Genomic DNA, 20,630 nt, shown 5'->3' with positions numbered 1-20,630 from the left:
TGTTCGACATCGCCTTACCATGCTGCTTGCGGTTTCAGACCTTTTCCTAATTCAATATCAATCTGCCACAAACCCTAATTAAGTTCCCGATGTCTGACATTTTTAGAATGATGCCGTCTGAAATGTTGCAGCTATGTTCAGACGGCATACGGGTGCTGATTTTCCAAAAGGGCCGAAGCATGCAAAAAGGGCAAACCCTAAAGGATTTGCCCTTTTGTTCCAAACGCTTAGTGTACGTCTTTCCAATATTCTTTTTTCAGGAAATACGCCAAAGGCAGCATAACCGCCAATAAGAAAATCATCACGACATAGCCTATACGTTTGCGTTGCAGTTGTGCAGGCTCGCCCATGTACACAAGATAGTTCACCAAATCGCGTACATATGCGTCGTACTCTTTTTGGATCACTTTGCCGTTAGGCAGACGGCGGCTGTGCAAACCGGTAGATTCCCAATACAGCTTAGGCTTCATCTCGCCGTGTTCGTCTTTTACCATAACCGGCTGACCTTTGGCATCCAACTCAACGGCTTGAACGCCTTGCTGTTCCCACAGCGGGTGAGGCATACCGACTTTATCAAATACGGTATTGTTCCAGCCGCTCGGACGCGTAGGATCCTTATAGAATCCGCGCATATAGGCGTAAAGGTAGTCTGCACCTTTGGAACGCGCAATCAACGTCAAATCGGGCGGAGCAGCACCAAACCATTTTGCCGCATCTTTAGGATCCATTGCAGCATGCATCACATCGCCGACATTATCGGTGGTAAACATCAGGTTTTTCTTGATTTCTTCGTCAGTCAAACCGATGTCTTTCAAACGGTTGAAACGCATACCGCTTGCCGAGTGGCAGGACAGGCAATAGTTGGTAAAGATTTGTGCGCCGCGCTGCAGGCTGACCTGATCGCGCAAATCGATATCGACTTTCTCATAGTGTGCATGACCGCCCGAAGCAAATGCCGCACTCATGGGTACTGCCAACAGTAAGGCAGCAAACCAGTTTTTCATAACTTGTTTCATTTTGACTGCCCTCATCAGATGTTGGTTGCAAACAGATATGCACAAACCGCCGTAATGCCTACATAAACAAAAAACATGATTTTCTGTTTGGCGGTACTCATGGTTACACGTTCGGGAACCGGTTTGTTGGTATCCAGTTTAGTATAGAACGGCATACCCAAGAAGAATGCAAAATAGACGAAGGACAGGATGCGCGCAACCAAAGTACGCGTATCAGTTGCCACCATCGCACCCAAAATACCCAAACCGATAAAGGCAATGATGAACAAGACCAATGCGGTTTTAAAGATCGGGCCACGATAGCGGACGGATTTAACCTCGCCCCTATCCAGCCAAGGCAACAGGGCAATCAGTACAACTGCCGCACCCATACCGATTACACCCCATACCTGTGTTCCCAAGAACGAGGGAATCGCACGCAAAATGGCGTAGAACGGAGTGAAGTACCATACCGGCGCAATGTGCGGAGGTGTTTTCAGCGCATTTGCTGCATCGAAGTTTGGCGCTTCCAAGAAGTAGCCGCCGCCTTCAGGTGCAAAGAACAACACGGAACAGAAGACAATCAGGAATACAACAACACCCAAGATGTCTTTAACGGTGTAGTAAGGATGGAATGGGATACCATCGCGTGGAATACCGTTTTCGTCTTTGTTTTTCTTGATTTCAACGCCATCAGGGTTGTTAGAACCCACTTCGTGCAGGGCGATGATGTGCGCCACAACCAAACCGAGCAATACCAGAGGTACGGCAATAACGTGCAGGGCAAAGAAGCGGTTCAGGGTAACATCGGAAACGTTGAAGTCGCCGCGGATCCAAGTGGACAAATCAGGACCGATAACAGGGATGGCGGAGAACAGGTTAATAATTACCTGCGCACCCCAGAAGGACATTTGACCCCAAGGCAACAGGTAGCCCATAAAGGCTTCCGCCATCAATGCCAAGAAAATCAGAGAACCGAAAATCCACACCAACTCACGGGGTTTTTTGTACGAACCGTAAATCAAACCACGGAACATGTGCAGATAAACAACGATGAAGAAGAAAGATGCGCCGGTGGAGTGCATGTAGCGGATAATCCAACCGCCGGACACGTCGCGCATGATGTACTCTACTGCAGTAAAGGCAGCAGGCAGATGGTAGGCGTTAAGGTTGCCGTCCGGTTTGTAGTTCATAGTCAGGAAAATACCGCTGACGATTTGAATCACAAGGACAAGCAAGGCTAAAGAGCCGAAGTAATACCAGAAGTTGAAGTTCTTTGGTGCGTAGTATTGAGCCAAATGCTCATTCCACATCTTAGACAGGGGGAAACGAGCGTCCATCCAGCCTAACAATGCTTTTGCTTTGCTATTGGTTTGGTTTGCCATAATTATCGTTCCTTATTCTCAGTCTTCACCCACCAAGATGGTAGTATCGCTCAGATATTTGTAAGGCGGTACGACCAAGTTGGTCGGCGCAGGAACACCTTTATACACCCTGCCTGCAATGTCGAATTTCGAACCGTGGCAGGGGCAGAAAAAGCCGCCCTTCCAGCCCGCACCCAAATCGGCAGGTGCAATGTCGGGACGGTAGGTTGGCGAACAGCCCAAATGGGTACAGATACCGATGGCGACAAGGATGTTCGGCTTGATCGAACGTGTCTCGTTTTTCGCGTATTCCGGCTGTTGTTCCACATCGGAATTGGGATCAGTAAGTTCGCCGTTCAGGCTTTTCAGGTCTTTAAGCTGTTGATCCGTACGGTTGACCACCCAAATCGGTTTGCCTTGCCACTCAGCAGTCAACATCTGACCCGCTTCGATTTTGCTGACATCCACTTCGACGGCAGCACCGGCGGCCTTAGCTTTTTCCGAAGGGAAAAAACTGGCCACAAACGGCGTTGCCACACCCAATGCTGCCACTCCGCCTGCGCCGCAGGTCGCAAGTGTCAGGAAACGGCGGCGGCCGTTATTGATTTCTTGATTATCCATTATTCAGTCGTCCTAATATTTTGGGAATACCGAGCCATTAAACATTGCAATTTTACCCAGTTTGCAGTGATACTCAAAGCATTATTTAAAATAAGGTAAAGTTTTATGATATTTCTCAATAATCAAGCCGGATTGCCTTCATCAAAATGACACACTTCCAATCCGAACACTCCTGCCGCCGCCTCCGCCAATGCCTGTACGCCGTAACGTTCCGTCGCATGATGCCCTGCAGAAACAAAAGCCGTACCCGTTTCATTGGCAAGGTGGTATTGAGCTTCAGAGATTTCCCCCGTCAAATACAAATCGACACCCTCGTCTATTGCCGTCTGAAAAAACCCCTGCGCCCCCCCGCTGCACCATGCAACCTTTCTGATTTCACGGTTCAAATCGCCGATAACGACCGGCTTCCTCTGCAAAACTGCTTCAATATGGACAGCCAATGCACCAAGTGTCTTGACTTGTTTCAGGCTTCCTGAATTAAGCAGGTTTTGTTCGCCAAAACGCCTTTCGACTGTAAAACCGAGTTTTTCAGCAAGTTGGGCGTTATTTCCTAATTCAGGATGCGCATCCAGCGGTAAATGGTAAGCCGCCATATTGATATCATTGTCCAATAACGCAGCAATCCGTTCTTTTTTCCAACCGGTAATGGTCGGCAACTCGTTTTTCCAAAACATGCCGTGATGAACCAGAAGCAAATCTGCCTTCTGATCCGCGGCAAAATCAATTGCCGCTTTGCTTGCAGTTACCGATGTGGCAATCTTACCGATATACTCTTTTCCTTCAATCTGCAAACCGTTGGGGGCATAATCTTTAAACAATGCTGTCTGCAATGTTTCATTACACCAAGTCAAAAAATCCCTGCGCAGTACCATCTTTTTTCCTAATCGCTTTAAACAAGCGGGCATTCTAATCGCAAAATGTCCGGAATTCACATTTTTCCGATTTGCACCCGCATATGAATTATTTTAATATGCGCCTGTTCAATATGCCGTCTGAAACCTCATGGATTCCATCATCGAACTGCGCCACCTCAAGACCCTGCTGGCACTTGAAGAAACCGGCAGCGTCTCCCTTGCCGCCAAACGGGTTTTCCTTACCCAATCTGCACTTTCCCACCAAATCCGTATGCTTGAAAACCACTACGGCGCACCATTGTTCGAACGAAAATCCACGCCTTTACGCTTTACCCCGGTTGGAGAAAGGCTGTTACGCCTCGCTCACGACCTGTTGCCGCAAGTTACCGATGCAGAACGTGATTTGGCACGTATTATAGAAGGAGAGGCAGGAGAATTGCGGATTGCCGTCGAATGCCATACCTGTTTCGACTGGCTCATGCCCGCAATGGGTGAATTCCGCCCGATGTGGCCCCAAGTCGAACTGGACATCGTATCGGGATTCCAAGCGGATCCCGTCGGGCTGCTGCTGCAACACCGCGCCGACCTTGCCATTGTTTCCGAAGCGGAAAAACAAAACGGTATTTCCTTCCAACCGCTGTTTGCCTACGAAATGGTCGGCATCTGCGCCAAAGATCACCCGCTTGCCGCCAAAACTGTCTGGGAAGCCGAAGACTTTATCGGGGAAACCCTGATTACTTATCCCGTTCCCGACGAGATGCTGGATTTGCCCAAGAAAATCCTGATTCCGAAAAACATCAACCCGCCGCGCCGGCACAGCGAACTGACCATCGCTATTATCCAACTGGTTGCCAGCAGACGTGGCATTGCCGCCCTTCCCTATTGGACAGTCATGCCCTACCTTGAAAAAGGCTATGTCGTCCACCGCCAAATTACTGCCGACGGACTGCAAAGCAAACTGTATGCCGCCATCCGCACTGAAGACACAGATAAAAGTTATCTGAACAACTTTTGCCAAATCATACGTGAACGCGGCTTCGCGGACTTGCCCGGATTAAGTGAGTTGGAACCTGTCTGATTTCCCTTGTTCAAACTATACCCGGGCTATTTTTTTATATTTAAGAAAACGGAATAGTTATTAGAAAAACTCTTTTAACATGGCCTCAAGGGGTTGTTAAACTTGAAACTATATGAGATGGGAACAGACTCATAACGGGTGAAATATATGGACCAACAGGACGTTTTAGGCATGGAACAAAATAATGAGATTAACGAAATATCCTTATAACTCCATAAGAGAGTTAGAAGACTATTTAATAAACACCCATCAAAAATATATTATTCTACAAGAGGGAGGAAAAGAGATTTATCGATGTTTTATTCTTTCTTTTTATAAAGAATTCAATATAGGTATTGGATTAGCTGTTTCCTGCATAAGTATTCCCCCAAAAGTATTAATACTTGATGATAAAAATATTTTTATCGGATTTGATTCAGTCGTTTTTTGTATTTCTATACAAAATTCAAAAGTTAACATGCTAAATATAGATGGAATAGTTTTTGATATCTATTTATTGGATAATCAAAAAATTTGTATTATTCATGAGTTGGGTGCAATTATTACAGATAAAAACTTAACAAGAGAGAATTCAGTATCTACCGATATAATATCAGACTGGGAAATAGATAAAGTTAATAAGTTAATCATATTAAAAGAGTTAGACTCTGAAAAAATAATTTCTCTAAATTATGATTAAGGATGCTTGGTTATTTAAGATATTCTCCCCATTATGTAATACAGGTTAGCTAAAAACTAGGAAACTGTTCCTTTACTGATCGGCTTGAACGGCGGCGGTGACACCTATGCTAACCCTAATAGATTGCCATTTTTATAGGCTAGTTGAAAATAGCCGTTCTATTTTTTCAATAACTCCAAATGAATTAAAAGTTATTTTACAAAGTAGAAATACGATGTCCTCTCCAGTAACAGCCATCCCTGACGGTCAGTTCGTCCGTGTAGTCGATACTGGTGCTGTTTTTGATTTTTGCCCAATCCGTAATCTTTAGATTACCAATGGGAAACCGCCTGTTACAAATAAAAAACCCTGCGATAAGCAGGGTTTTTTTGAATTTCCAACATTAACGTTTGGAGAATTGTTTTGCACGGCGTGCTTTGCGCAGACCCGGTTTTTTACGCTCGACTTCGCGGGCATCTCGGGTAACGAAACCGGCTTGAGACAAGGCAGGTTTCAGCGCGGCATCGAAGTCGATCAGGGCACGGGTAATGCCGTGACGGATAGCGCCGGATTGACCGGTTTCACCACCGCCGACAACATTGACTTTGATGTCGAACGATTCTGTGTTTTCAGTCAGAACCAAGGGTTGGCGAACAACCATTCGGCTGGTTTCACGTGCGAAGAATTCGTCAACGGGTCGGCCGTTTACGATGATTTGACCTGTACCTTTAGTCAGGAATACACGAGCCACTGAACTTTTGCGGCGGCCTGTGCCATAGTAGTATTTACCGTTCATGTCGCGTCCTTATTTCAATTCCAAAACTTTGGGTTGTTGTGCGGCATGGGCATGTTCTGCACCAGCGTACACTTTCAGTTTTTTAATCATGGCGTAACCCAAGGGACCTTTAGGCAACATGCCTTTTACGGCTTGTTCCAAAGCGCGGCCCGGGAATTGCTCTTGCATTTCGCGGAAGGTGCGTTCGTAGATACCTCCTGGGAAACCGGAATGGCGGAAGTATTTTTTGTCTTCGAATTTGGCACCGGTTACACGCAGTTTGTCCGCGTTGATAACAATGATGTAATCGCCGGTATCGACGTGGGGGGTGTATTCAGGTTTGTGTTTGCCACGCAGACGGCTGGCGACTTCGGACGCAACGCGACCCAAGACTTTGTCTTGGGCATCGATGACGAACCATTCGCGCTTCACCTCGTGGGGTTTCGCTGAAAAGGTTTTCATAGTGGAAATCCAGATAGATATAGAAAGTTGTAAATTCTAAAGACAGGATTCGATTTTGTCAATCGCATTACCGCGTTACGGAAGGATTTTCCGGATTTCGGCAGACTGCATACTGCTTTTTCAGGCGGGGCGGCGGCCAATGTGAAAAACCGCATCGTTGCGATGCGGTTTTGAATGGGAATCCCCGCGAGAGCCGTTTCGGCCGAATCCGCTTGAACCTTGCTGACAAGGCGGCTGCCTCGGGTAGTTTCGGGTGCGTCCGCAAAAGGACGCTCGCGCCCACTACTGCTCCCGGCAACCTTAAGCGAACTTATTGGTTCAAAGGAATATATGCCTTCGCGGACACCGCAGGGAAAAAGGGGTTACTCCTGCGCCAAGCGAGATAGTGCTTTTTGGCAGGCGTTGTCCATATCGACTATTTTACGCGCAAAATCGCCGATTGCCAAATCGCCGCCGTTCAGGGAGGTTTTCAACAGGTCGTGGACGACGTTGAGCGCGGCCATAATGACGATTTTTTCGCTGTCCGCGACGCGTCCGCCTTCGCGGATGGCTTCGGCTTTGCCGTTGAGCATTCCGACTGCCTGCAACAGTGTGTCTTTTTCTTCTGCCGGAGTGTTGACGGTCAGCCGGGCGTTCATGACTTCGATGTGGACTTGTTCGATGTTCATCCTTTAATCCTTATTGCTGCGTTTCCTGCAGTTGGGGGAGGCGCGCTGCCAGTGCGCTGATTTTTTCCCTGCTCTGTTCGAGCAGGCTGCGGTATCGTGCATTTTCTTCTGTCAGGCTGTCGATTTTGTTTTGCAGGTCTTCTTTGAGTTTGCCGACTTGGACGAGCAGGGCTTCGCTGAGTTCGTCGACAGCGGTTTCGTGTTCGAGTTTTTGCCGCTCGTGCGCCCGTTTGAGTTCGGCAACGGTTTCTTTGAGGCGGCGGTTTTCGCTGACGAGGGTTTCGAATTTTTGTACCAGTGTATAAACGCTGCTTTCGAGTTTTTCGATATTTTGTTTCATAACCTTACCTGTCCGTATGCCGTCTGAAGGCTTCAGACGGCATCTGTATGTTGTTTATTCGAAACGCGCGCTGCGTTCCATCAGCCTTTCGACGACCTGCTGAGGGGTCATTTCTTTGCGGATGAGTTGCAGCAGGGTTTGGGTAATCGGCATATCGATTTGGTATTTGCAGGCAGTATTGAAGACTTCTTCTATCGTACTGACCCCTTCTGAAACGTGCCCGATTTCGACAAGCACCTGATGCAGTTCCTTGCCTTCTGCCAAACCCAAACCGACGCGGCGGTTGCGTGAGAGTGCGCCGGTACAGGTCAAGATGAGATCGCCGATGCCGGCCAGCCCCATCATGGTTTTGGGCTGTGCGCCCATTGCGGAGGCAAGGCGGGTGATTTCGGCCAGTCCGCGCGTAACCAGTGCGGCACGGGCGTTAAGCCCGTACTCTAGACCGTCGGACAATCCGGTGGCAATCGCCATAACATTTTTTACCGCGCCGCCAACCGCCACGCCGATAACGTCGGTACTGCCGTAAAGCCTCATGACGGTCGTGTTGAGCTGCGGTACGAGTTCTTCAATCCACTCTTGGTTTTCGGAGGCGAGGACGACGGCGCAGGGCAGTTGTTTGGCGAGTTCCTGTGCAAAACTCGGGCCGGAAAGCACGCCGATTTTCTTATTGTCGGGCAATACTTCTTTCAATACTTGGAAGGTCAGCAGCCCGGTATCCTGCTCAAATCCTTTGCAGGCGGCAAGGACGGGGAGGTGTCTCGCGCCGTACTGTTTGAGCAGCTCTGCGCTGCTTCTCAATCCGGCAACGGAGGTTACGATAAGGACAAGTCCGCTGTCTTTGAGCGCGTCTGCCAAATCCGCACACACTTCCAAGGTTTCGGGAAAAGAAAAGCCCGGCAGTCCGCGTTTGTTTTCACGCGCTTCCTGCATTTGGCGGACTTGATCTGCGTTGCGCGTCCACAGGGATACGCGGTTGCCGTGTTGGGAAAAATGCAGGGCGAGCGCCGTACCCCACGAACCTGCGCCGATAACGGTAATTTTCATTGGTCGTCTTTCAACATATCACTGCCGTTCACTTTAAAACAATCGGTGTTTCTCTGCAAGTGCGGTCAGGGAAATGCCGTCTGAAAGGCGTTCAGACGGCATTTTGCCTCGATGCGGCACTATCAACCGGTATTACGCAAACCTTGTGCCACACCGTTGATGGTCAGGTGAACCATCAGCAGGGCGTGCGGATTGTCGGGTTCTTTACGCAGGCGTTTGAGCATGGCGACTTGCAAACCGTTGAGCGCGTTCAGATATGGAATCCTCAAAGCGAGCGAACGGGCGAGGCTGCGGTTGTCGCGTAAAAGTTCTTCGGTTTGCAGCAGGTCGAGCAGGGCTTTGCGGCTGCGTCGGTATTCTTCCTTGATCATGCCGAAGATGATTTTTGCCTTATCGGGCGATTCGCTCAAGCCGGCGTAGTTTTCCGCCAAGGTGATGTCGGTTTTCGCCATCACTTGTTCCATATTGGAGAGCATGGCTTGGAAGAACGGGTTGCTTTGGGCATGTTCGCGCAGGGCGGCGAGGGTTTCGGGATTGCCTTCGCACAAGGTTTCCACTGCGCTGCCGAAACCGTACCAAGCTGGCAGCATGAGGCGGTTTTGCATCCACGAGAATACCCACGGAATTGCACGCAAGTCCTGAATCCGCGCCAAGGTTTTGCGGCTGGCGGGACGGCTGCCGAGGTTGAGGGTGGCGATTTCCTGAATCGGGCTGGTTTGCAGGAAGTAGTCGATGAAGTCGGGGTGGGTAATCAGCTCGCGGTAGTATTTGAACGATACGTCCGACAAATCCTGCATCAGTTTGGCATCAGGGTCTTTTTTATCCGGCAGGATGCTGGCTTCCAAAGTCGCGGCAACCAAGGTTTCCAAGTTGCGTTGGGCATTGCCGGGGTCGGCGTATTTGGCGGTAATGACTTCGCCTTGTTCGGTGATGCGGATTTGTCCGGCCACGCTGCCGGCCGGTTGCGCCAAAATGGCTTGGTAAGAAGGACCGCCGCCGCGACCTACGCTGCCGCCGCGACCGTGGAACAGGCGCATGCGGACATCGTATTTTTTGAAGAGTTCGACCAAGCCCAACTCTGCCTGATACAGACACCATGAGCTGGTAACGTAGCCGCCGTCTTTATTGGAGTCGGAATAGCCGAGCATGATTTCTTGGATGTTGCCTCGGCTTTCGAGCAGGGCATCATACCAGTCGAGGCGGAACATGGTTTCCATGACCGGACAGGCGTTTTCGAGCGCTTCGATGGTTTCAAACAGAGGCACGATGTTGATGCGGCTGCGCGGTTTGCCGTTTTCCACCACCAACAGGCCGCTTTCCTTCAGCAGCAACGCCAAGGCGAGCAGGTCGCTGGGTTGTTCGCAGTTGGAAATAATGCTTTGTGTTACGGCATCTTCGCCAAATTCGTCTTTGATTTTTCGCGCTTCGTTGAAAATCGCCAGTTCGTGGCGGGTATGGTCGCTATATGTGATGAACGGGCTGTACAGCGGACGTCGATGACTCAACTCGCGCAACAGGGCGGTTTGTTTTTGCTCTTCGTTCAGGCTGTTGTAGTCTTCCAAGCCTGCGTGTTGGAAAAGCTCGGCAACCACATCGGCGTGTTTGCCTGCGTGTTGGCGCAGGTCGAGCGGCATCATGTGGAAGCCGAACACGGATACGCTGCGGATAATGTCGGCAAGACGGCCTTCGGCAAGCAGGCGGCTGCCGTTGTCGATAAGGGAACGTTGCAATTTTTTCAAATCATCGAGAAATTCTTGTGCCGAAGCATAAGGCTCGAGGAAGCCGAATTTGCAACCCATACCCAAACCGAGCGCGCGCGCTTTGCCCATAGCGCGCGCCATAATGTAAGCAATGGCGCGGCGGTAGGGTTCTTCGGTGCGGGCGATTTCTTCGTCAGGCGAGAGGGCTGCCAGTGCCATTACGTCATCGTTAACTTTGACGCGGCGGATGGAGAGCGGCAATTCGCGGTAAAGTTTGTCGAGTTCGCTGCGGTAAAAACGGAACACGGCATCGGCATGCCGTCTGAACGCAAAACGCAGGGTTTCGGCAGAGACGAACGGATTGCCGTCGCGGTCGCCGCCGATCCAGCCGCCGATTTTGAGGATGTCCGGAACGCGGACATCGGGATAGGCCGTCTGAAAGTCGTGTTCCATCTTGCGGTAGAGTTTGGGCAGGGCTTCAAAAAAGCTCATCGGGAAGATGGACACGCCGTTGTTGATTTCGTCGTTGACGCTGAGTTTGTGGCGGCGCGTTTCGCTGGTCTGCCACAAGCCCAAAAGCACGGTGTCGATTTCGCGGCGCAGCCGTGCCAGAGCGTCGGCATTGGTGCAGCGTTCGCGTTGCGGCAGCAGCGCGCGGATGCGGCGGTTGAAATTCAAAACAGTTTGGCGTTGCACTTCGGTCGGGTGTGCGGTCAAAACGGCGGTAACGGACGTATTGTCCAACTGCCGCTGCACCGTTTTGCCGTCGGTTTTCCCCGCTTTGAGCCTGCGGACGGTTTCCGTCAGGCTACCTTCCGCGCCGCCGTGTCCGGCTTCTTCGTGGATTTGGCGGCGGCGTTCGTGGTGCACGTCTTCGGCGATGTTCAAAATTTGTGCGAACAGCCCGCAGGCAAGCGTCAGATCGTAGGTCTGCCGTTCGTCCAACTGCGGCAATACTTTTTCAATCAATGCCGCGCTGTCGTCGGAAGTGGACAAGAGTTTGACCGTTTCCACCACCAACGGCGATGCTTCCTCGTGCAAAAGGTTGAACAACGACTGTTTTAAAAATTCCGCGTCTGCCGCCAAGGCCGCATCCTTCGGATTGTTCAGAATATGCAGTTGCATGATTTTTCTCTCTCGTTTGCCGTAAATATTGTAAATGTACCTCAAATGCCGCGTCCGTGCCAAAACATTCACACTTTAACCGCCCGTTTCCCAAAATGCCGTCTGAAGTTGAACGCCGCCCGACGGCAGCGTTACAATCGCCCGCAACTGTTTTTTCCGAACATCATCATGACCACGACCGAACACGACAACGACGATGCATTCCTGCTGCGGTACAGCCGCCACATCCTCTTGGACGAAATCGGCATCGAAGGGCAGCAAAAGCTTTCCGACGCGCATATTTTGGTCGTCGGCTGTGGCGGATTGGGTGCCTCCGCCCTGCCCTACCTTGCCGCTTCCGGCATCGGCACACTGACCATAGCCGATTCCGACACGGTCGAACTGCACAACCTGCAACGCCAAGTCGCATTTGACGAGGGCGATGTCGGCAAACCCAAAGCCGAAGCCTTGGCAGACCGCCTGAAACGCATCAACCATACCGTCAACGTCCGCGCCGTCAACGAAAAACTCGACAGCGACCGCCTGACCGGTTTGGTTCAAACCGCCGACATCGTTTTAGACTGCTGCGACAACTATGCCACGCGCCAAGCCGTCAACCGTGCCTGCGTACAAACGAAAACACCGCTGGTTTCAGGAGCAGCGGTGCGCTTTGAAGGGCAACTTGCCGTGTACCGTCCCGACTTGCCCGACTCGCCGTGTTACGCCTGCCTGTTTGACGGCGGATCGGCTTCAGACGGCATCTGTTCCCTCTTCGGCGTGTTCTCGCCGCTGGTCGGCATCATCGGCAGTACCCAAGCGGCGGAGGCTCTGAAAATCCTGCTGGATGCGGGCGAACCGTCGCACGGCAGGCTGGCGGTTTACCGTGCCTTGGAAGGAGGCTGGCAATATTTCGACCTGCCGCGCAACCCCGAATGCCCGATTTGCGGCGCGGAACGGTAAAACCCTGCCGCCGTTTCAGACGGTATCCAAACGGATGCGGAGGAACGGTTTTAAAAATTTAAAAATTTACATTTCTTTGCAAAAAAAAAAAAAAAAAAAAAATAAACTTACCTTATAATTGCAGTTGTTTTAGCAATGTCTGTTTCGCAGACTCATTGAGTAAGACGTTTTCCCCGTAATGTGTTTGGCCGTCTGTCCCTTTTGGGTTCGGACGGCTTTTTTTTTGGCTGTGTTTGAATACCCGGTTGGTTTTATCTGTTTACAGGGGAAAACCGCTTATTTCCGTTCGGGCGGAAAACGGTTCCATCGGATAAAAGGCATTTTGTCCGACTGATTAAAGTTACATCTTAGGTTTACATCGGCGGAATATTCAAACACAGCCTTTTTTAAGGAAATCCGGATACGGCGGCGCATCAATAATGCGGCGGAATCTCGTCGCGCAGAGAATACGGCTCTTGCGCGTCGGGATTCCTGTCCTGCATTTTTTGATACAGCAGCCTCAACTGAGCCTGCTGCAAATCTAGCGTCTGCCGCAATTCCGCCACCATCGCGTTCAGGCCGGAGATTACGTCTTCCTGAAGCGCGGATTGGATTTCCAGCTCTGTGATGCGGTGTTCCAACTCTTGAACCGCGTCCATTTACAGCACCATCGCGGCAATCCAGCCGGCAATCAGCAGCGGGATGTTGTAGTGGATGAAGGTCGGGATAACGGAATCGCGGATGTGGTCGTGCTGCCCGTCGGCGTTCAGCCCCATCGTCGGACCCAGCGTGGAATCGGACGCAGGCGAACCGGCATCGCCCAACGCCCCCGCCGTGCCGACAATGGCGACGGTGGCAAGCGGCGAAAAACCCAAACCGACACACAAAGGCACATAAATCGCGGCAATAATCGGCAAAGTGGAAAAGGACGAACCGATGCCCATCGTTACCAAAAGTCCCACCACCAGCATCGCCAATGCCGCCATACCTTTGCTGTTGCCGAATATCGCCATACTGCTTTCCACCAGCGGCTGAATATGCCCGGTCGCATTCATCACGGCGGCAAAACCCTGCGCGGCAATCATAATGAAGCCGACCATCGCCATCATCTTGATGCCTTCGCCGAATACGTCGTTTGCCTTGTCGCGGTTGATGACGCCCAACATCATAAATACGGCGAAACCGAGCATCGCGCCCAACACCAGCGAGTCTTCATACATCAACTGGATGGCAAAGCATACGGCAATGGCGGCGGCGGCGGCCAGGCTGCGGTAGGCGGACGGCTGCGGACGGTTTGCCGCATCGGCGTTGCCCGCCGTATCGGCATTGTTGCTTTGGTACAGGCGCGGTTTGCGGTAATGGACAAACGCCAGCAGGAGTCCGGTCAGCATTCCCAACGCGGGAATCGCCATTGCCGCCATTACGTTGATGTTTTTCACATCAAGCTGCGGCGCGGCGGAATGGATGTTGCCCAACAGGATTTCATTCAAAAAAATCGCGCCGAAGCCGTAAGGCAGGAACATATAAGTCGTAACCAGCCCGAAAGTGATGACGCACGCAATCAGGCGGCGGTCGATTTTCAGGCGGTTGAACACCAAAAGCAGCGGCGGAACAATCATCGGGATAAAGGCAATGTGGATGGGGATGATGTTCTGACTCATAATGCCCATCACAAGGATGATGGAAAGCAGCAGCCATTTGACCGCGCCCTCGCCCGAACGCACGCTGTCGGGCATACCGCCCCGGTTCAGTTTGCGGACGACCGCGCCGGCAAGCTGCTGCGGCAGGCCGGAATGGGTAATCGCCATTGCAAACGCGCCGAGCATCGCATAAGAAAGCGCAATCTTCGCACCGCCTTCCAAACCTTTGTTAAACACGGGGATAATCCCCGCCTGACTGACCTGTCCCGCCGCATCGGCAATGTTTTGCAGCGGCATACCCGCCACCGCGCCGCCGACAAACGCGCCGACCGTCAGGCTCAATACCACGTGCACGCGCGACAGCGACAGCACCAGCATAACGATTACGGCAACTACGACTGCATTCATTGTTTATCGCTCCAAACCTATAAATGTTTACATATCGAAACACATCATAACCCAATAACGGGAAACCCGCCAATTTTGCAAACAATTATTTCAAATGCTTCATATACTTCCCCAGCGTAACCCTGTCCAAACCTGCCAAATCCGGCAGGGTTTCCACTCCTGAAAAACCATTCTCCGCCAACACGCCGCGCACCGCCGCGCCCTGATCGAAACCGTGTTCCAGCAATAAAAAACCGCCTTCCGCCAAACGGTCGGGCGCGCCTTGCGCCAAGGTGCGGATGCAGCTTAGGCCGTCTGAAAAGTCGGTCAGCGCGATTTGAGGCTCAAACCGCAAATCGCCTTGCGACAAATGTTTATCTCCGTTTTCGATATAGGGCGGGTTGGACACGATAATGTCCCACCGCCCTTCAGACGGCATATCGGTGTCGAACCACGAACCGTGTGCAAATTCGACCCGCGCGCCCAAATCTGCCGCATTTTTCCGCGCCGTTTCAAGGGCGGGCGGGCTGATGTCGGATGCGCGCACAAACGCATCGGGGCGTTCGAGCGCGACGGTTACGGCAACCGCGCCGCTGCCCGTCCCCAAATCCCACACGCGCCCGTTTTCGGGCAGGCGCGCCAATACGGCTTCGACCAAATGCTCGGTTTCGGGGCGCGGAATCAGCACGCTCGGATTGACGGCGAAACGCCGTCCGTAAAACTCGCGCCAGCCCAACAGATAGGCAACCGGCTCGCCGTTCAGACGGCGTTGCGTCAGCCTGTCCGCCCGCTGTCGGACTTCGTCCGGCATTTCTTCCCCGCCCCGCGTCAACAACTGCACGCGCGTATATTCCGAAACATATTGCAGCAGCATTCTTGCTTCAATTTTAGGCAGTTTTGACAAGCCCAACCATTTATCAAACGTCATTTTTCGTCCCGTCTGCCGCCGATGCGGCTCGAACATTTTTTCCGGCTTTGCGGCACGCTGATTCAGAAAATATCATTTTGCATTGAAATTATATAATAAAGAAAAACACCTTATCGCCGTTTCGATACCGTAGGAATTTATCCGAATAAAAGAAACGCTCCGCCGTCATCCCGCGAAAACGGTCATCCGGAAACCTAAGGCTGAAGCGTTTTTCGGGAATGACGATTTGAAAGTTGCCCGAAATTCAAACACAGGCAAAACCGGACGAACTTGATTTCTGCACATACAAGAATGATAAAACAAATAAAGAAAACAATGAGATAGTTGATTTTTCCTTTGGACTTTCGATATTTTCGGCGGCTGAAAAAAAATCCGCACCCGCCTTCAAATGCGGATACGGATTTTCTTGTCAAACAAACTTATTCGGCCAGCAATTCTTCTGGTTTGACTTTTTCGCCATATACGGGCAAGAGGGTTTTTTCATAGGCGGCTTTCAGACGGCCGTCTTTTTTCATGGCGGCGATTTCGCCGTTGACCCAGTTCAGGAGGTCGGTGTTGCCTTTTTGAACAGCCGGGGCGATGAATTCGGCAGGGCCGAGGTTGCCGATGGCGACTTCAAAATTCGGGTTTTCTTTTGCCCATGCCCACAGCAGGGCGTTGTCGTGGGCGAGTGCTACGCCGCGGCCGTCTTTCAGTGCGTCGAAGGTTTCGGTATTTTGGTCGAATTTCAGCAGTTTGACTTCAGGATGGCTTTTGGTGAAGAAGGCGTCGGCGGTAGTGCCTTTGTTGACCAGAAGGGTTTGGTCTTTCAATTGCGCAACGTCGGTAATCGGTTTGTCTTTGGGGGAAACTACGCCCAAGGCCACTTTCATGTAAGGATCGGCGAAATCGACGGCTTCGGCGCGTTCGGGTGTTTTGGTGAAGTTAGCGAGGATGAGGTCGACTTTGCCGGAACGGACGTATTCGACGCGGTTTGCGGCCTCGGTCAGGACGAATTCGACTTTGTCGGGGCTGCCGAGCAGGTCTTTGGCCAGGTCTTTGGCGATTTCAACGTCAAAGCCTTGGTTTTTACCGTTGGCGTCAACATAGCCGAACGGAGGCTTGTCGCCGAATACGCCGATGCGGATCACGCCTTTTTCCTTGATGGCGGCAACGGTTGCCGCACCGCTGCTTTGTGAAGATTGGGCATCGCCGGAGCCGCTGCTGCCGCCTCCGCAGGCGGTCAGACCGACGGCGATGGCGGCGGAAGCCAACAGGGCTTTGAGTTTGGCGTTCAGTTTCATTGGGAATCTCCTTTTTGAATGTTTGCTTGGGATGAAATGCCGTCTGAAAGGGGGTTCGGACGGTTTGCGGTAAATCAGTAGTCCATACCTGCCAGAAATTGGCGGGCGCGTTCGCTTTTTGGTGCGGAAAAAAAGGTTTCGGGGTCGGACGATTCGACAATGCCGCCTTTGTCCACAAAGACGATGCGGTCGGCAACTTTGCGGGCGAACCCCATTTCGTGGGTTACGATGAGCATACTCATCCCTTCGCGGGCGAGTTCCAAAACCACTTCCAAGACTTCGCGCACCATTTCGGGGTCGAGTGCGGCAGTGATCTCGTCCAACAAAATCACTTCCGGATTCAGGCACAGGGCGCGGACAATAGCGATGCGCTGTTTTTGTCCGCCGGAAAGTTCGCGCGGATAGGCGTTTTTGCGGTCGGACAAACCGACGCGTTCCAATAATTTGTCAGCTTGTGCTTCCGCTTCGGCGCGGTTGCGGTTTTGTACTTTTACCGGGCCTAAAAGGATGTTTTCGATGACGGTCATATGGGCAAACAGTTCATAGCTTTGAAAGACCATACCGACTTTTTGCCGGGCGGTTTGCCAGGAAACGTCTTTACCGAATTCGCCGACGCCGTCCATCACGATGCTGCCGCCCTGGTGCGGTTCCAAACCGTTGACGCAGCGCAGGAGGGTGGATTTGCCGCAGCCGGACGGGCCCAACAACACAATCACTTCGCCTTTTTCCAAGTCCAAGTCTAAGGATTGGATGGCGGTTACGCCGCCGTATTGTTTGTGCAGCTTGCGGATGCTCAGTAAAGCCATATCAGTGTTCCCATTTTTGTTCCAGCTTTGCCGCCAGCAGCGACAGTGGCCAACAGCATAAAAAATACAGCATAAAAATCAGTCCATAAACCCAAAATGAAGCATTGGGCTGCGTCAGCAGCGAGTTTTCAATAATTTGCTGCCCCACTTTGACCACTTCAATCACACCGATAAGCGAGGCGAGCGAACTGGTTTTGATCATGCGCGTAAACAAATTAACCGCCCCCGGCAAAGCGCGGCGGACACTTTGCGGCAATTCGATGTAGCAGAACACTTGACGGCGGCTCAAACCCAGTGCCAAACCCGATTCGACTTGATGTTTTTCAATCGATTCCAATGCGCCGCGCACCAAATCGCCCATTTCGGCGACACCCCAAAGCGTAAAAACCCAAACGCAAACCCAAAATCCGCCGATGTGTATGCCCGTCCACACGGACAAACCGAAATACAGGCCGAACAGCCACACCAAAATCGGCACGATGCGGATGGTTTCGAGATAAAACCGTCCGATAAGGCGGACAAGCCGGTTGCGCGAACGCAAAACCAGGCCGAACAGCGTCCCCAATACGCAAGAAGCCGCAACAGAGATTAAAGAAATTTGTGCCGTTAAGAGCAGGCCTTCGCCCAAGCGCGCTGCGTTTTGTCCTTCAAACAGCCAGTCAAACACCATATTTTGCACTCCGTACGCGGTTTTCGGCCCAGCGCGCCAAAAGCGAAACGGGCAGAAGGATAATCAGGTAGCTGGCAAACAGCAGGAACAATGCCTCGTTGGTTTTGTAGTCCATGCCGATGATGTCTTTGGTAACGAACAGCAATTCCGCAATGCCGACTGCGCTGACGATAGATGTTTCTTTCATCAGAAACAATACGTTTGCGCTGATGGCGGGAACGGCGACCGCCCATGCTTGAGGCAATTCGACATAGCGGAAGACTTGAAATCGGCTCAAACCGATGGCCTTACCCGCTTCAACCTGTCCTTTGGGGACGGCTAGAATACCGGCGCGGATGGCTTCCGCCATGTAGCTTGCGCCCAAGAAAACCAGTGCGATTACGCCGCAGGTGAAACCGTCCCATTTGATGCCCATTTTCGGCAGGCCGTAATACAGGAAAAACAACTGGATCAACAGGGGCGTATTGCGCGACAGTTCGATATAGGCGCGTGCCAATGCGTAGAAAGGGCGGATGCGGTATGCCGTTACCACGGCGACGGGCAGGCCGAACAGCAACGATAAAACGATGCCGTAAGCCGACAATTCCAGCGTCAGCTTTGCCGCATCGGCGAATTTGGGTATGGCATCGATCAGATAAGGCCAGTTCATCAGAATCAGACAATCAGCTTAACGAAAGGCGGTATTTTAATGAACTTGTAAGATAATGTTAAAGAATACTTGGGAATATCAAACATCAGAAAAAAGAATAAGGCGATGCCGTCTGAAAAAACTTTCAGACGGCATCGTGCCGGATTCCGCGTCAGATTGCGCTGCCGCCGACGGTCAGCCCGGCATCAATCCTCAGGGTCGGTTGTCCGACGCCGACGGGGACGCTCTGCCCTTCTTTGCCGCACACGCCGACACCGCTGTCCAGCGCGGTATCGTTGCCTATCATGGAAACATGTTTCAGCACTTCGGGGCCGTTGCCGATGATGGTCGCGCCTTTGACGGGATATTGTAACTTGCCGCCTTCCACCCACCATGCTTCGGATGCGCTGAATACGAACTTGCCGCTGGTAATGTCCACTTGTCCGCCGCCGAAGTTGACGGCGTAAATGCCATTGTCGATGGACGCGATGATTTCTTCCGGCTCGTAGCTGCCGTTTTCCATAAAGGTATTGGTCATGCGCGGCATAGGCGCAGAAGCGTAACTTTCGCGGCGGCCGTTGCCGGTCGATTGCGTACCCATCAGGCGGGCGTTGGTTTCGTCCTGCATATAGCCGACCAAAATACCGTCTTCGATCAATACAGTGCGGCGGGTTTCGTTGCCTTCGTCATCGATATTGAGCGAACCGCGTCTGTCGGCAATATCGCCTTGATCCACAACGGTAACGCCTTTGGCGGCTACGCGCTCGCCGATTCGGCCGGAGAAAACGCTGGTTTCTTTGCGGTTGAAATCGCCTTCCAAACCGTGTCCGACCGCTTCGTGCAACAACACGCCCGGCCAGCCGTTGCCCAAAACAACAGTCATCTCGCCGGCAGGCGCAGGGCGGGATTCAAGATTAATCAATGCTTGTTTGACGGCGGAATCGACAAACTGCCGCACCAAAGTTTCATCAAAATAAGCCAAGTCGCAGCGTCCGCCGCCGCCCGCGCTGCCCTGTTCGCGCCTGTCGCCCTGTTTGGCGATGACGGTAACGTTCAGGCGCACCATCGGGCGGATGTCGGCGGCGTGTTTGCCGTCCAAACGGGCGATGTACACCATATCGTATTCGCAGGTCAAACCGGCCATCACTTGCACGATACGCGGATCGGCGGCTTTGGCCAGCGTTTCGACTTTGTTCAACAACGCGACTTTGGCAGCGGAATCAAGGCTGGCAATAGGATCCATCGCCATGTGGACAGGCTTGCCGTAAGCAGGTGTCGGCACTTTGACGCTGACCTCACCGCCGGCCGCACCAATCACGCGCACGGCTTTGGCAGAGCGGTTGATCGAATCGATACATAGGCTGTCGGCGTAGGCAAAAGCAGTTTTATCGCCCGAAACGGCACGCACGCCCACGCCCTGATCGATTTGGAAGCTGCCCGATTTGACGATGCCTTCTTCCAAATGCCAGCTTTCATAAGCGGTGCGCTGGCAGTAGATGTCGGCGTAATCGACGTGGTGCGCGCCGATGATGCACAGGCTTTTGGCGAGCAGTTCGGGGGAAAGGCGGTTGGCTTCGAGCAGCCGCGCCTGTACGGCGGAATAGGTCGGATGCATAGTGTCGGCGCATAAAAAATCAGGGGCTTGATTATACGGCATTTGTTATGGAAATGCGCCGTGCCGCCGAA

21 protein-coding genes and 1 other RNA gene are annotated in these 20,630 nt (G+C 52.0%); 3 read left to right on the top strand and 19 right to left on the bottom strand.

All coding sequences use genetic code 11. From position 1 onward, the window contains the following. Positions 1-227: 227 nt before the first annotated feature. The 4 genes from KEM39_RS02745 to KEM39_RS02730 all read right to left on the bottom strand — a co-directional run bounded on the left by KEM39_RS02745 (position 228) and on the right by KEM39_RS02730 (position 3,852). A complete protein-coding gene (locus tag KEM39_RS02745) occupies positions 228-1,016 on the bottom strand; it encodes a cytochrome c1 (RefSeq protein WP_025456825.1) in 789 nt (262 codons plus the stop codon). A gap of 14 nt (positions 1,017-1,030) precedes the next feature. Continuing rightward, positions 1,031-2,380 carry a cytochrome b gene (locus KEM39_RS02740; protein ID WP_107863866.1) on the bottom strand — a complete coding sequence of 450 codons (1,350 nt, stop codon included), beginning with the start codon at positions 2,378-2,380 and terminating at the stop codon, positions 1,031-1,033. Between the two features lie 18 nt (positions 2,381-2,398). Next, positions 2,399-2,980, bottom strand: a complete 582-nt coding sequence (petA, locus tag KEM39_RS02735; protein WP_003752780.1) for a ubiquinol-cytochrome c reductase iron-sulfur subunit — start codon at positions 2,978-2,980, stop codon at positions 2,399-2,401. 122 nt (positions 2,981-3,102) lie between these two features. Then, the gene (locus tag KEM39_RS02730; RefSeq protein WP_025457455.1) at positions 3,103-3,852 is read right to left on the bottom strand and encodes a Nif3-like dinuclear metal center hexameric protein; all 750 of its coding nucleotides are present in this window, start codon (positions 3,850-3,852) and stop codon (positions 3,103-3,105) included. A gap of 130 nt (positions 3,853-3,982) precedes the next feature. On the opposite strand from KEM39_RS02730, the gene KEM39_RS02725 reads away from it, so the two are divergent. Both KEM39_RS02725 and KEM39_RS02720 read left to right on the top strand, forming a co-directional pair. Next, entirely contained in the window at positions 3,983-4,912 is a 930-nt protein-coding gene (locus KEM39_RS02725; protein ID WP_211709564.1) for a LysR family transcriptional regulator, read from the top strand. A 184-nt stretch (positions 4,913-5,096) separates the two neighbouring features. Then, positions 5,097-5,591, top strand: a complete 495-nt coding sequence (locus tag KEM39_RS02720) for a hypothetical protein (RefSeq protein WP_118997417.1) — start codon at positions 5,097-5,099, stop codon at positions 5,589-5,591. Between the two features lie 382 nt (positions 5,592-5,973). On the opposite strand, the gene rpsI is transcribed toward KEM39_RS02720, so the two are convergent. The 7 genes from rpsI to ppc form a co-directional block, all read right to left on the bottom strand. Beyond that, positions 5,974-6,366: a 30S ribosomal protein S9 gene (gene rpsI / locus KEM39_RS02715; RefSeq protein ID WP_003677242.1), complete on the bottom strand. Its 393-nt coding sequence runs from the start codon at positions 6,364-6,366 to the stop codon at positions 5,974-5,976. A 9-nt stretch (positions 6,367-6,375) separates the two neighbouring features. Beyond that, entirely contained in the window at positions 6,376-6,807 is a 432-nt protein-coding gene (gene rplM / locus KEM39_RS02710) for a 50S ribosomal protein L13 (protein WP_002257005.1), read from the bottom strand. Positions 6,808-6,984: 177 nt separating this feature from the next. Next, a non-coding RNA gene (gene ssrS / locus KEM39_RS02705) (6S RNA) lies at positions 6,985-7,164 on the bottom strand. 5 nt (positions 7,165-7,169) lie between these two features. Next, on the bottom strand, positions 7,170-7,475 hold the full coding sequence (locus KEM39_RS02700) for a cell division protein ZapA (protein WP_118997416.1): 306 nt from the start codon (positions 7,473-7,475) through the stop codon (positions 7,170-7,172). Positions 7,476-7,485: 10 nt separating this feature from the next. Further along, the gene (locus KEM39_RS02695; protein WP_118997415.1) at positions 7,486-7,815 is read right to left on the bottom strand and encodes a hypothetical protein; all 330 of its coding nucleotides are present in this window, start codon (positions 7,813-7,815) and stop codon (positions 7,486-7,488) included. A 54-nt stretch (positions 7,816-7,869) separates the two neighbouring features. Next, positions 7,870-8,859 carry an NAD(P)H-dependent glycerol-3-phosphate dehydrogenase gene (locus tag KEM39_RS02690; protein WP_118997414.1) on the bottom strand — a complete coding sequence of 330 codons (990 nt, stop codon included), beginning with the start codon at positions 8,857-8,859 and terminating at the stop codon, positions 7,870-7,872. A 122-nt stretch (positions 8,860-8,981) separates the two neighbouring features. Continuing rightward, positions 8,982-11,684, bottom strand: a complete 2,703-nt coding sequence (gene ppc, locus KEM39_RS02685; protein WP_118997413.1) for a phosphoenolpyruvate carboxylase — start codon at positions 11,682-11,684, stop codon at positions 8,982-8,984. A 45-nt stretch (positions 11,685-11,729) separates the two neighbouring features. Here ppc and KEM39_RS02680 point away from each other — a divergent pair, with 45 nt between their 5' ends. Further along, a complete protein-coding gene (locus KEM39_RS02680; RefSeq protein WP_118804120.1) occupies positions 11,730-12,623 on the top strand; it encodes a HesA/MoeB/ThiF family protein in 894 nt (297 codons plus the stop codon). 413 nt (positions 12,624-13,036) lie between these two features. Here the strand turns inward: KEM39_RS02680 and KEM39_RS02675 are convergent, their stop codons facing one another. The 8 genes from KEM39_RS02675 to tldD form a co-directional block, all read right to left on the bottom strand. Beyond that, positions 13,037-13,261: a SlyX family protein gene (locus tag KEM39_RS02675; protein WP_050892923.1), complete on the bottom strand. Its 225-nt coding sequence runs from the start codon at positions 13,259-13,261 to the stop codon at positions 13,037-13,039. Next, positions 13,262-14,650, bottom strand: coding sequence for a Na+/H+ antiporter family protein (locus KEM39_RS02670; protein WP_002234390.1), 1,389 nt, complete (start codon positions 14,648-14,650; stop codon positions 13,262-13,264). 85 nt (positions 14,651-14,735) lie between these two features. Next, positions 14,736-15,557: a peptide chain release factor N(5)-glutamine methyltransferase gene (gene prmC, locus KEM39_RS02665; RefSeq protein ID WP_192886311.1), complete on the bottom strand. Its 822-nt coding sequence runs from the start codon at positions 15,555-15,557 to the stop codon at positions 14,736-14,738. A gap of 419 nt (positions 15,558-15,976) precedes the next feature. Next, on the bottom strand, positions 15,977-16,840 hold the full coding sequence (locus KEM39_RS02660) for an amino acid ABC transporter substrate-binding protein (protein WP_118796540.1): 864 nt from the start codon (positions 16,838-16,840) through the stop codon (positions 15,977-15,979). 74 nt (positions 16,841-16,914) lie between these two features. Then, a complete protein-coding gene (locus KEM39_RS02655) occupies positions 16,915-17,646 on the bottom strand; it encodes an amino acid ABC transporter ATP-binding protein (RefSeq protein ID WP_118796541.1) in 732 nt (243 codons plus the stop codon). A 1-nt stretch (position 17,647) separates the two neighbouring features. Continuing rightward, positions 17,648-18,316, bottom strand: coding sequence for an amino acid ABC transporter permease (locus KEM39_RS02650; protein WP_118796542.1), 669 nt, complete (start codon positions 18,314-18,316; stop codon positions 17,648-17,650). Continuing rightward, positions 18,306-18,965 (bottom strand): amino acid ABC transporter permease, encoded by a 660-nt coding sequence (locus tag KEM39_RS02645; RefSeq protein ID WP_118796543.1) that lies wholly within the window; start codon positions 18,963-18,965, stop codon positions 18,306-18,308. The genes KEM39_RS02650 and KEM39_RS02645 overlap by 11 nt, the downstream gene beginning before the upstream one ends. Before the next feature lie 151 nt (positions 18,966-19,116). After that, a complete protein-coding gene (gene tldD, locus KEM39_RS02640) occupies positions 19,117-20,601 on the bottom strand; it encodes a metalloprotease TldD (protein WP_192886310.1) in 1,485 nt (494 codons plus the stop codon). Positions 20,602-20,630 lie beyond the last annotated feature (29 nt).

This window comes from Neisseria sp. Marseille-Q1983 (assembly GCF_018224585.1).
In the GTDB taxonomy this organism is placed as follows: domain Bacteria; phylum Pseudomonadota; class Gammaproteobacteria; order Burkholderiales; family Neisseriaceae; genus Neisseria; species Neisseria polysaccharea.
The sequence above is the reverse complement of the archived record's forward strand: the minus strand, read 5'-3'. Positions and strand labels throughout refer to the sequence as shown.

Coding starts and splice junctions, on each gene's coding strand:
- KEM39_RS02745 (WP_025456825.1), bottom strand. CDS start 1,016: ATGAAACAAGTTATGAAAAACTGGTTTGCTGCCTTACTGTTGGCAGTA.
- KEM39_RS02740 (WP_107863866.1), bottom strand. CDS start 2,380: ATGGCAAACCAAACCAATAGCAAAGCAAAAGCATTGTTAGGCTGGATG.
- petA (WP_003752780.1), bottom strand. CDS start 2,980: ATGGATAATCAAGAAATCAATAACGGCCGCCGCCGTTTCCTGACACTT.
- KEM39_RS02730 (WP_025457455.1), bottom strand. CDS start 3,852: ATGGTACTGCGCAGGGATTTTTTGACTTGGTGTAATGAAACATTGCAG.
- KEM39_RS02725 (WP_211709564.1), top strand. CDS start 3,983: ATGGATTCCATCATCGAACTGCGCCACCTCAAGACCCTGCTGGCACTT.
- KEM39_RS02720 (WP_118997417.1), top strand. CDS start 5,097: ATGAGATTAACGAAATATCCTTATAACTCCATAAGAGAGTTAGAAGAC.
- rpsI (WP_003677242.1), bottom strand. CDS start 6,366: ATGAACGGTAAATACTACTATGGCACAGGCCGCCGCAAAAGTTCAGTG.
- rplM (WP_002257005.1), bottom strand. CDS start 6,807: ATGAAAACCTTTTCAGCGAAACCCCACGAGGTGAAGCGCGAATGGTTC.
- KEM39_RS02700 (WP_118997416.1), bottom strand. CDS start 7,475: ATGAACATCGAACAAGTCCACATCGAAGTCATGAACGCCCGGCTGACC.
- KEM39_RS02695 (WP_118997415.1), bottom strand. CDS start 7,815: ATGAAACAAAATATCGAAAAACTCGAAAGCAGCGTTTATACACTGGTA.
- KEM39_RS02690 (WP_118997414.1), bottom strand. CDS start 8,859: ATGAAAATTACCGTTATCGGCGCAGGTTCGTGGGGTACGGCGCTCGCC.
- ppc (WP_118997413.1), bottom strand. CDS start 11,684: ATGCAACTGCATATTCTGAACAATCCGAAGGATGCGGCCTTGGCGGCA.
- KEM39_RS02680 (WP_118804120.1), top strand. CDS start 11,730: ATGCCGCGTCCGTGCCAAAACATTCACACTTTAACCGCCCGTTTCCCA.
- KEM39_RS02675 (WP_050892923.1), bottom strand. CDS start 13,261: ATGGACGCGGTTCAAGAGTTGGAACACCGCATCACAGAGCTGGAAATC.
- KEM39_RS02670 (WP_002234390.1), bottom strand. CDS start 14,650: ATGAATGCAGTCGTAGTTGCCGTAATCGTTATGCTGGTGCTGTCGCTG.
- prmC (WP_192886311.1), bottom strand. CDS start 15,557: ATGACGTTTGATAAATGGTTGGGCTTGTCAAAACTGCCTAAAATTGAA.
- KEM39_RS02660 (WP_118796540.1), bottom strand. CDS start 16,840: ATGAAACTGAACGCCAAACTCAAAGCCCTGTTGGCTTCCGCCGCCATC.
- KEM39_RS02655 (WP_118796541.1), bottom strand. CDS start 17,646: ATGGCTTTACTGAGCATCCGCAAGCTGCACAAACAATACGGCGGCGTA.
- KEM39_RS02650 (WP_118796542.1), bottom strand. CDS start 18,316: ATGGTGTTTGACTGGCTGTTTGAAGGACAAAACGCAGCGCGCTTGGGC.
- KEM39_RS02645 (WP_118796543.1), bottom strand. CDS start 18,965: ATGAACTGGCCTTATCTGATCGATGCCATACCCAAATTCGCCGATGCG.
- tldD (WP_192886310.1), bottom strand. CDS start 20,601: ATGCCGTATAATCAAGCCCCTGATTTTTTATGCGCCGACACTATGCAT.